At 63.4% G+C, this 9960-nt stretch carries 10 protein-coding genes; 2 read left to right on the top strand and 8 right to left on the bottom strand.

The window, feature by feature from the left end:
* Positions 1–10: 10 nt before the first annotated feature.
* A complete protein-coding gene (locus tag VE092_RS10970; RefSeq protein ID WP_161625977.1) occupies positions 11–157 on the bottom strand; it encodes a hypothetical protein in 147 nt (48 codons plus the stop codon).
* A gap of 260 nt (positions 158–417) precedes the next feature.
* Between VE092_RS10970 and VE092_RS10965 the strand changes: the two genes are divergently transcribed.
* A complete protein-coding gene (locus tag VE092_RS10965; protein ID WP_324876604.1) occupies positions 418–1266 on the top strand; it encodes a hypothetical protein in 849 nt (282 codons plus the stop codon).
* Positions 1267–1277: 11 nt separating this feature from the next.
* Here the strand turns inward: VE092_RS10965 and VE092_RS10960 are convergent, their stop codons facing one another.
* The 6 genes from VE092_RS10960 to VE092_RS10935 all read right to left on the bottom strand — a co-directional run bounded on the left by VE092_RS10960 (position 1278) and on the right by VE092_RS10935 (position 8138).
* Positions 1278–2129: a carbohydrate ABC transporter permease gene (locus VE092_RS10960; RefSeq protein WP_324876602.1), complete on the bottom strand. Its 852-nt coding sequence runs from the start codon at positions 2127–2129 to the stop codon at positions 1278–1280.
* 20 nt (positions 2130–2149) lie between these two features.
* Complete coding sequence (locus VE092_RS10955; RefSeq protein WP_324876600.1) at positions 2150–3082, bottom strand: sugar ABC transporter permease; 933 nt, start codon at positions 3080–3082, stop codon at positions 2150–2152.
* 90 nt (positions 3083–3172) lie between these two features.
* Positions 3173–4420: an ABC transporter substrate-binding protein gene (locus tag VE092_RS10950; protein WP_324876598.1), complete on the bottom strand. Its 1248-nt coding sequence runs from the start codon at positions 4418–4420 to the stop codon at positions 3173–3175.
* 150 nt (positions 4421–4570) lie between these two features.
* The gene (locus VE092_RS10945) at positions 4571–6547 is read right to left on the bottom strand and encodes a beta-galactosidase (protein ID WP_324876596.1); all 1977 of its coding nucleotides are present in this window, start codon (positions 6545–6547) and stop codon (positions 4571–4573) included.
* A gap of 72 nt (positions 6548–6619) precedes the next feature.
* A complete protein-coding gene (locus tag VE092_RS10940) occupies positions 6620–7783 on the bottom strand; it encodes a sn-glycerol-3-phosphate ABC transporter ATP-binding protein UgpC (RefSeq protein WP_324876594.1) in 1164 nt (387 codons plus the stop codon).
* A 58-nt stretch (positions 7784–7841) separates the two neighbouring features.
* Entirely contained in the window at positions 7842–8138 is a 297-nt protein-coding gene (locus VE092_RS10935) for a hypothetical protein (RefSeq protein ID WP_324876592.1), read from the bottom strand.
* 6 nt (positions 8139–8144) lie between these two features.
* Between VE092_RS10935 and VE092_RS10930 the strand changes: the two genes are divergently transcribed.
* Positions 8145–9167: a LacI family DNA-binding transcriptional regulator gene (locus tag VE092_RS10930; protein WP_324876590.1), complete on the top strand. Its 1023-nt coding sequence runs from the start codon at positions 8145–8147 to the stop codon at positions 9165–9167.
* Here the strand turns inward: VE092_RS10930 and VE092_RS10925 are convergent, their stop codons facing one another.
* Entirely contained in the window at positions 9168–9800 is a 633-nt protein-coding gene (locus VE092_RS10925) for a TetR family transcriptional regulator (RefSeq protein WP_324876588.1), read from the bottom strand.
* Between the last annotated feature and the right edge of the window lie 160 nt (positions 9801–9960).

Here is a 9960-nt window from a genome sequence, read left to right as displayed (position 1 = left end):
CTTCCTCTCCTCAACCGCCCATGTACTGCTGGAACAAGTGGCTGAACAGCCGGGTCAGGTCCTTCATCAGCATCGCCCCGCCGCGACCGGCGTGGGCTTCGAACGCGATGCTCATCGTACCGATGAAGACGGCCAGGCGCAGGGTGGTGGTGTGCATGATGGGCTCCTTGTGGTGGCGGATTGCTGTGTCGATGGAGTCATCTTGCGCCGGACCGGTCATGCCCGGATGTCAAAATGCGACGCCCGCATTTCAGTTGAAATAATTTTTCTCCGCTGTCAGTTATTCGTCAGTCAACCGGCAAACAGCTCGGCTATATTCTCGCGTGGTGGTAGGTCTTCAGGGGCAGCGTTATCGCCGCCACGAACCACAACAACAATGAAATCCGCGCGAGCGGACAGAAGAGAATCGGGGAATCCATGTCGAGAATGCTGGTATGCCTTGCAGCACTGCTGCTGGCTGGTTGTGCCTCCATCACGGGCACGCAGACGCAACCCATTTCAGTAATTGCCAACCAGGGCAGCCAGATCATCTCGGGTGCAAGCTGCACGCTGAGCAACGACGTCGGCAAGTGGTACGTCAAGACCCCTGGCAGCGTGGCCATCAAGAAGAGCACGGGTGATTTGCTGGTGGAATGCGCCAAGGACGGTGTGAGCGGTCAGCAGAACGTGGTCTCGCGCGCCAACACCAATGTGTGGGGAAACCTGCTGCTGGGTGGCCCGATCGGCTATGTGGTCGATCGCAGCAGCGGTGCCGGTTTCGATTATCCTGACTCGGTCACTGTGACGCTGGGCAGCCGTCTCGGCGTCCTGCCTTCGGCTGGCGTCGCGGGCGGTACGGCCAGTCCCGATCCGACCCCGCCTGATGGCCGCTGGCGTGCCGTCATGTCCTGCGATGCCAACCGCTTCAACAAGGATTCCAAGCCGTTCCAGGCAAATTTCATCGCCGAGGTCGATGGTAACCGTGTGAGCCTCAAGCGCCGTACCAAGATTGCAGAGGAGGTGATGTCCGGCACCATCATGGGCGAATCGCTGAGCCTGGATGGCATGGGTTACCGTTTCGAGAATCCCGCCAACACCTGGACCTTCAAGATCGATGGCGTCTTCATGGGCAATGCCAAGATCTATAACGGCAAGGGCCCGCAGCTGGCCAAGAATGGCATGGTGGCGCGACAGTGCACGGTATTGATGATCCACACCGATGTGCCGCCGCCACCGCCCAAGAGCGGGCCACCCGAGGTGGCCGCCACGCCTGCTGCTACACAATAGGCGCAGCGGGCTCAGCCCTTGCTGGCCCCGAAGGTGAGGCCGGCCACGAATTGCTTCTGCATCACGAAGAACAGGATCACCGAGGGCAACGCCGCCAGGATGGAACCGGCCGAGACCAGGTTCCAGGCGGTGGTCCACTGTCCGCGCAGGGCCGCCACGCCCACCGTGATGGGCGCCACGTCGTCCCCCTGGGTCAGCACCAGCGCCCAGAAGTAATCGTTCCAGACGAAGGTGAAGACCAGCACCGCCAGGGCCGCCAGCGCGGGCCGGATCAGCGGCAGCACGATGCGGTAGAACACGGTCCACTCGCTGGCGCCTTCGATGCGTGCCGCCTCGATCATCTCGAAGGGCAGCTGCTTGATGAAATTGCGCAGGAACAGCGTACAGAAGCCGGTCTGCATGGCGATGTGGAACAACATCATCCCGGTGATGGTATTGAACAGGCCCAGCGACAGCGACAGGTCCCGCACCGGGATCATCAGGATCTGCTGTGGCACGAAGTTGCAGGCCACGAAGGTGGCGAAGAGCACCGTATTGCCCCGGAACTGGTAGGTCGATAGCGCAAAGCCGGCCATCGCCGCCAGCGAGATCGCGCCGATCACCGAGGGAATGGTGATCAGGCAGCTGTTCCAGAAGTAATGCAGCATGGGCGAGGCGGTCAGCGCTTCGCGGTAGTTCTCCAGCATGGCGAAGTCCTGCGGCCAGCCCCAGTAGTTGCCGGCCATCAGTTCGTCGTTGGAGCGCACCGAGGTCACCAGCGCGGTCAGCATCGGCAGCAGCCAGATCAGCAGGGCCACCGGCACCGAGAGACGGTAAAGAGCCCGGTTGATCGGCTTCCATTTTTCTATCGGCATGGGAAACATGGCGATCCCTCTTTTCTTCGTTAGCGTTCGGCGCGCAGCATGCGGCGCAGTTGGTAGATGATGTAGACCAGCATGATGGCGAACAGCGTCACTGCCACCGCGGCCGAGTAACCCTGGCGGTAATACTTGATGGCCTGGTCGTAGGCGTAGTAGGCCAGCACGGTCGAACTCTCGTAAGGTCCGCCGCTGGTCATCACCGAGATCAGGTCGAAGCTGCGCAACGCGCCGATGATGCTGACCACGAAGGCCATGAAGGTGGTCGAGCGCAGCTGCGGCAGGATCACGTAGCGCAGCATGCTCCAGCCCTTGGCGCCTTCCATGCGCGCCGCTTCCACCTGGTCGTGGTTCAGTGCCGTCAGCCCGGTGAGATAGAGGATCATGCAATAGGCAGTCTGCGGCCACAGCGCCGCAAAGATGATGCCGAAGGTGGCGTAGCGGGCGTCGCCCAGTACCGGTACGCCATGACCCAGGATCAGTGACAGCAGGCCGAAGCTGGGATCGTAGAACCAGCTGTAGATCAGTCCCACCACCACCCCCGAGAGCACGAAGGGCGCGAAGAACAGCGACTTCACCACGCGCATGCCACGCATCTTCTGGTTCAGGTAGAGCGCGATGGCCAGGCCCATGGGCGGCGCCAGCAGGAACATCAGCAGCCATAGCACATTGTTCTTGAGCGCCGTGTAGAAGGTCGGCGCGTGGAACAGTTCGATGTAGTTGGCCAGGCCGACGAACTTGGGCGCGGTCATGCCATCCCAGCTGAAGAAGCTGAGATAGATGGTGTACAGGATCGGATAGAGCACATAGACCAGCGTCATCACGCAGGCCGGCGCCAGGAACCAGAAGGCGGCGCGGTTGCGGCGGGCGGCGCTACCCTGCGGTCCGCTGACCGGCTTGGCAGGGGTGGCCGCGGCATCGGCCGCAGGCGGCTGCGCGGCGGAAGTGGGCGCGAGCATGGCGGAGTCTCCTTCAATTTCTGCGGGCCATTGCCGCCGCTGTCTGCGACGCCATGGCCCGGGTGGATCACTACTGCGTGCTGCTTGCGATCAGGACTTCTTGTAGATGCGCTTGCGGGCCTGTTCCAGATCGTTGAGGACATCATCGAGCTTGTTCGGATCGCTGACGAACTTCTGCATGCCCTTCATGCCTTCATCGGCCATTTCCTTGGTCATGTCGCGATCATAGAACTGCGAGATGCCGCCCTTGGCATTGGACAGGATCTCGAAGCCGATGCGCGAGATCGGGTCGCTCGGTGCCGGCGACTTGCTGTTGGCCGGCAGCGATCCCAGGCCCTCGGCCAGCTTGGCACTGATGGCGGGTGTTCCCACGAAGGCGATGAAGCGGTGCGCATCGGCCTTGTTGCGTGCCTTGGCCGGGATGTGGATCGATTCGGTCGGACCTTCCTCGGCCGTCGGCACGGCGGCATCAATGATAGGGAACTGGAAGTAACCCATCTCCGGTGCCAGCTTGGCCGGGAAGCCCTTGGCGATGAAGGTACCCATCAGCATCATGGCGGCCTTGCCCTGAAACAGAAACGGCTGGGCGCCGTCCAGGTCGTAGGACAGGGCGTTGTCGATGAAGACCTTGTTGTCGATCAGGCTCTTCCAGGCGGTATAGACCTTTTTCACGCGCGGGTCGGTGTAGGCCACGTCGCCGGCCATCAGCTGCTGGTGGAAGGCATTGCCGTTGATGCGCAGGTCGAGGTAATCGAACCAGCCGGCCAGGGTCCAGGCGTCGCGACCACCGACGGCGACCGGGGCGATGCCGGCGGCCTTGAGTTTCTTGCAGGCCTCCAGGAATTCATCCCAGGTCTTGGGTTCGCTGGCGATGCCGACCTTCTTGAACAGGTCCTTGCGGTAGAACATGCCCCAGGAGTAGTACACGGTCGGTGCCGAATACTGCTTGCCCTGCCAGGACGAGGCTTCCTTGGTGGAAGCATAGGTGCTGTCCCAGCCGTTCTTCTTCCAGTCTTCGCTCAGGTCTTCCAGCAGGCCGCGGCTGGCGTAGAACGCCATGCGCTCGCCGTTGTGCCAGTTGATGATGTCCGGCGCCTGGGTCGACAACCAGCCTGGCAGCTGTACCTTGTAGGCTTCTTCCTCGATGAAGGAGACCTTGACGTCCACGTCCGGGTTGGCCTTCTTGAATTCGTCCACGGTGGATTGCCACACATTGCGCTGCACGGCGCCCTTGTAGGCGATGTTGACGGCCAGCGTGCCAGCCATGGCGGCGGCGCTCCAGGCGGTGGAGGCGGCCAGGCAGCCGGCGATCACGGTCATGCGAATCATCTTCTTCATTGTTGTCTCCGAATGTTGGTTTCAAAACAGCTGCGTTATCGATCCTGTGAGCGTCTTACGCGGCTTGTGACTTGCGCAGGTCTTTTGCCTGCTTGTGCAGCGGCAGCCGTGGCTGCCGTGCATTCTTCCAGAGTGAGGCCGGCGTCCTGCCTAATCGGGTTTGCTGCTGCGGTAGATCGCCACGCCCTGCGGTTCCAGGCGGGCCTGTCCCACCAGGAACTGTGCGGTATCGGTCTGCGGCAGCTGTATCGGCGCATCGCTGTAGTTGAAGGCGAATTGCAGGCCGCCGCGCTGTTGCAGGCGCAGGCCTTCCGGCAGACGCTGGGGCGTCAACCCGGCGGCGCGCGCGACCTCTTCGAAATAGCGTGTGGTCAGTTCGGCATCGAAGATGCCGGCCAGATAATGGGCCCGTTCCTTGCGCACGATGGCGGGATGGCCATCCCCGAAGCGGGCGATGGTCTGCAGACCATCGCCATCGGCTTCGATCAGGTCGCGCCAGTAGCGTCCCTGTCCTTGTTCGCTACCCCATTGCACCGGCTCGCTGACGTTGGGACGCATCGATTCCACACGCCAGACGCGCATCGGCAGCAACGCTTGCAGCGGGCCTGGCGGCAGCGTGTCAGGAATCTGCAGCGAGCCGGTCTTGGAACCGCTGCGCGGGCCGAACACCACCTGCGCACCGCTTTTGGCGATGCGACCCGGCAGTTCGTCCGGCACGATGGGCAGCGGCGGTACCACGATCATGGCGTAGCCATCGAGGTTCGCCTGCAGCGGCACGATGTCCACATCCAGCCCCAGCGCACGCAGGGTGGAGTAATAGTCGAAGGCGAAGTGCGCGTATTCGAAGTCGATCCCCTGGAAATGGATCTCGAAGAGCCACTTGGCGTCGTAGTCGAACAGTAGCGCCACCTTGCCGCGTGGCTGGGCCAGCGCACCATGGCTGGCTTCGACCGCGAGGATTTCCTGCGCCACGCGCTCGGCCTCCGAGCCGCCTACGTCGAGGCGATTGTCGGGACGGTTCAGGCCGGCATGCATCTGTTCCTGCGCGAACGGGCACTGGCGCCAGCGGAAGTAGGAGACACAGCCGGCACCATGGGCGAAGGCTTCCCAGCTCCACAGGCGCACCATGCCCGGCAGCGGATGCGGGTTCCAATGTGCCCAGTTCACCGGCCCCGGCTGCTGCTCCATCACCCAGAAGGGCTGGGCCGACATGCCGCGATAGAGGTCGTGGTTGAAGCTGGCAAAATCCGGATGGCCGGTGCGCAGCCAGCGCGCCTTGGTGTCCTGGTCGAACCACATCACCTCCAGCGCGCCCAGCGGATAGCTATCCCAGGTGGCCACGTCCAGGTCGGCCGCGACCGGATAGTGATCGAACTCCAGGAACATCTGCATGAAGTTGTGCACCATCAAGCGACCCGGCGAGAGCGGACGCAACATCTCGACCTGCATGCGGTTGTAGCGCACCACCTCGTCGGAGGCGAAGCGGCGGTAGTCCAGGCGATGCGAAGGATGAGCCTCGGTCACCGTGCCGATGGGCGCATCGATCTCATCGAAGCTGCGATATTCCATGCTCCAGAACACCGTACCCCAGGCGCTGTTGAGCGCGTCGATGCTCCCATAGCGCTGGCGCAGCCACTGGCGGAAGCGGCGCTGCGCCGACGGTGAATAGCTGACCACGGTCTGGTGGCAACCATATTCGTTGTCCAGCTGCCAGGCGGTCACGGCCGGGTGCTGGCCATAACGCTCGCCCAGCAGGCGCACGATGCGTTGTGATTCTTCGTAATAGGAGTCGGACGAGAAATCATAGTGACGACGCGAACCGAAGGCGCGCTGGCGACCCTGGGCGTCGACTGCCAGCACATCGTCATGGCGGTCGATGAGCCACTTGGGGGGCGTCGCAGTCGGGGTGCACATCACCACCTCCAGACCATGCCGGGCCAGCACCTCGATGGCGCGGTCCAGCCAGTCCCAGCGCAGGTCACCCGGCGACGGTTCGATGCGGCTCCAGGCGAATTCGCCGATGCGCACCTGCTTGATGCCCAGCGCCTGCATGCGCTGCGCATCGCTTTCCCACATGGCCTCGGGCCAATGTTCAGGGTAGTAACAGACTCCCAATCGTAACGACATGGTCGTGATTCCTTAGCGGTAGTGAAGCGTGGAAGGAGAGGTGCGGCAGTGGTCGCGGCCGCAGCCCGTGGTTCAGGCCGCCGCAGCCAGACCGGGAGCCGGCTGCCTGCGCGCCAGCGCCACGCCGTCCTGGTCGAAGAGATAGGTGCAGTCGGGAGACACCGAGACGCGCAGCCGTTCGCCACGGGCGATGTGGGCGTCCCCCGCCGCCTTGGCGACCAGGGGCTGCCCGGCTGGCTCATCCAGATGCACGTAGGTCTGCTCGCCCAGGCGTTCCACCAACACCACCTCACGGGTGATGCCGTACTGGCTCTGCTGGCCAGCAGGGCTGCCATGGCCGATCTCCATATGTTCGGGGCGCACGCCCAGCGTCAGCATCTGGCCCGGCTGTACGACGCCCTGCGCGGCCACCAGCACGGTCTCGTCGCTCCTGGTCAGGCGCACCAGGATGCCCTGGTCCTGCACGCCGACCACCTGTACCGGCATGAAGTTCATGCGCGGTGAACCGATGAAGCCGGCCACGAAGCGGTTACGCGGATGGTGGTACAGCTCCATGGGTGTGCCGACCTGGGCGATGCTGCCGAAGCGCTGCGTGTCGGCTCCGGCATGCAGCAGCACGATGCGATCTGCCAGGGTCATGGCTTCGACCTGATCGTGCGTGACATAGACCACGCTGGCCTGCGCGAACTGGCGATGCAGGCGGGCGATCTCGATGCGGGTCTGGCTGCGCAGCGTGGCATCCAGGTTGGACAGCGGTTCGTCGAACAGGAACACGCCCGGCCGGCGCACGATGGCACGTCCGATCGCCACCCGCTGGCGCTGGCCCCCCGACAATTCCTTGGGCTTGCGCTGCAGCAGTTCTTCCAGCTGCAGGATGCGTGCGGCCTCGCGCACCTTCTGTTCGATCTCGGCCTTGGGCAGCTTGGCCAGGGTCAGCCCGAAGCTCATGTTCTCGAACACCGTCATGTGCGGGAACAGCGCATAACTCTGGAACACCATGGCCACCGAGCGCTGTGCCGAGGGCACATCGTTGACGCGGCGCCCGCCGATGAAGAGGTCACCGGAGGAGAGGTCTTCCAGGCCCGCGATCACCCGCAGCAGGGTCGACTTGCCACAGCCGGAAGGGCCGAGGAAGACACAGAATTCATGCTCGCCAATGTCGAGGTCCACATTGCGGATCACCGGCGGCGCATCGCCGTAGGCTTTTTGTGCTGCACGCAAGCTGATGCTGGCCATCACATCTTCCTTACAGAAATGGATTGCAGGGCAGGACGCCGCAAGGGCAGGGCGGACGTCAGGTCGAGCCTGAGGTTAAGCGCTTAATCAAACTATCCAAAAAAAAGATCGCCTGAGTTTCCTGTGTGCAATCGGGGTTGTCTCCACGTCGTTGTTCTGATCGTGTTGCCGCCTTGGTGGTGGCAAATAATTTCGGTCGATCATACCCATCTTGAATCGGCCCTGCAACAACAATCCTGTAACCGCAGGCCGACAGGAAATTGTCAGCTGCCGCGCTATCGGCACGCGCCGTGATGGTGGACTGCGTTGACAAGCCCGACATAAGCGGATTGAATGCGAGGGCTTCCAACTCCATGCAGCCATGACCACCTTATCCGAAGTCGCCCGTCTGGCCGGTGTCACCTCGGCCACCGTCTCCAACGTCCTGCGCCAGCGCGGCAAGGTCGGCGAGCAGACGCGCCAGCGTGTGCTGGACGCAGTGGCCCAGCTCGGCTATCGGCCGCACCTGACGGCCCGCGCCCTGGCCGAGGGACGGGCGCCGACGCTGGCGCTGGTGGTCTCCAGCATCGCCAATCCGTTCTATCCGGAATTCGCCCTGGCAGCCGAACGCGCGGCGCGCGAGCGCGGGCGCTTCCTGATCGTCTGCAATACCAATGACGATCCCGATATCGGACGTGCCTATCTGGACCAGATCGCCGGCACGCTATCGGACGGGGTGCTGATCATGAATGCCAACCTGCCCATGGATGAGTTGCGCAAGACCGAACAGCGGGGTGCGCCGGTGGTACTGTGCATGTGGGAAAAGCCCGATGCACCGCCCGAACTGCCCAGCATCGCGGTGGACTTCTACCAGGCCGGTACCATCGCCGCGCGCCATCTGCTGGACCTGGGACACCAGCACTTCGCGGCGCTGGTGGGCAGCAAGAAGAGCGGCATCCATGCCGAACGTTATCGCGGATTTTCCAGCGCCTGCGCGCAGGCCGGTCACAAGCATCCCTTGCAGCGTACGCGCTATATCAACGACACCGTCGAGGCTGGCTATCGCGCCACCATGGAACTGCTCAGGGAGCATCCGCAGGTCACCGCCATCTTCGCCAGCAATGACCTGCCGGCGCTGGGTGCGATGAACGCCATCGCCGATCTCGGGCTGAACGTGCCGCGTGACATTTCCGTCACCGGCATCACCGATATCCAGTGGGCGCGGGTCTCGCGTCCGGCCTTGACCACGGTGGCAGTGCCGACCGAAGAGGCGGCGCGCATGTCCATCGATCTGCTGCTGGCGCTGATCGAGCGCCGCAGTCCTTCGCCGGTGATGCGGGTGACCGCCACGCCGCAACTGGTGGAGCGCGCCTCGACCGCAGCGCCACGCAAGCGCAAGGGCTGATCAGCGCACCTGCAGGCTCTCCAGATAGGCACAGAACATGTCGGCCATGGCTTCGCCATAGGCGCGGACGGCCTTGGGTTGTTGCGCGCTGCGCGAGAGATGTTCGCCCACCGAAGAGAGCGTGGTCATCACCAGTTCGCCAGCGCGCTTGCGTCGCGCTGCCGGCACCCCTGGCAGGGCCTCGCGCATGAAGGCGGCGATGATCGCATCCCACTCCTGGATCAAGGCTTCGGACTCCGCCGCATCGCGATAGAGCGGGGCCGCATCGGCCAGCGCCAGCCTGACGCTGGCTTCCTCGAATTCACTGCGGATGAAGGCATGCACCAGTTCGCGCAGGCGGCGGGCCGGTGGCTTGCGCTGGTCCTGCAGGAGCTGGCGCACCATCCCGGTGGTCTGCTGCCATTCGTCGGCCTGCAGGCGGAACAGGATGGCCGCCTTGTTGGGGAAATACTGGTACACCGATCCCACGCTCACGCCAGCCCGCTCGGCCACCCGCGCCGTCGTGAATCGTTGCGCCCCCTCGCGTAGCAAAACCTGAACAGCCGCTTCGAGAATGGCGGCGACCAACTCGGTGGAACGGGCCTGCTGCGGCGTCTTGCGCAGGGAAATCTGGGGGCGGCGGGGCTTGGGCATGGTGCAGGAAGTGCTCGTAGGGAATGCGAATGGAAAACCTGACGAAATGATCGCATACTGCGTATCGACAGGATGTGACGGATTCGTCGCATTCTAGCCTGGGTGGCCGCGACCTTCAATCGGAACGGTGCAGGCCCGGCAGGCATCCTCACCTCGTCTA

It is taken from the genome of Herbaspirillum sp., from assembly GCF_035644555.1.
Taxonomy (GTDB): domain Bacteria; phylum Pseudomonadota; class Gammaproteobacteria; order Burkholderiales; family Burkholderiaceae_D; genus Herbaspirillum.
This window is presented reverse-complemented; position numbering and strand designations above follow the sequence as displayed.